The sequence below is a fragment of the Achromobacter sp. SIMBA_011 genome, from assembly GCF_046535435.1.
Lineage (GTDB): Bacteria > Pseudomonadota > Gammaproteobacteria > Burkholderiales > Burkholderiaceae_B > Achromobacter > Achromobacter dolens.
In genome coordinates, this window is record NZ_JAWRWN010001148.1 from 1 (window position 1) to 240 (window position 240).

Sequence of the window (240 nt, forward strand, 5' to 3'; positions counted from 1 at the left end):
CCGAGCAATGCGGCGCGCTCGCATGCACGCTCTAGCTCGGCAAGGTGCGCCCGTTCGGGCAGAACGACCTGTCGCGCTTCGCGGCGGCCGACCGCGCGGTACGCCAGCTCGCGTCGCGCGCGGCCGGCGATGTGGGTGACAAGGGTGACGCCGGCGCTGCCCGCGGCGACGCGCCGCTGCCGCGCGTGTTCACCGTGATCGACCAGATCACGAAGCGCAGCGACGCGCTCGAGCTGTTCG

At 73.3% G+C, this 240-nt stretch carries 1 pseudogene; it reads left to right on the top strand.

What is annotated here, in order from left to right:
• Nucleotides 1-240: pseudogene (locus SB816_RS34635) on the top strand (succinylglutamate desuccinylase/aspartoacylase family protein); the annotation flags it as partial.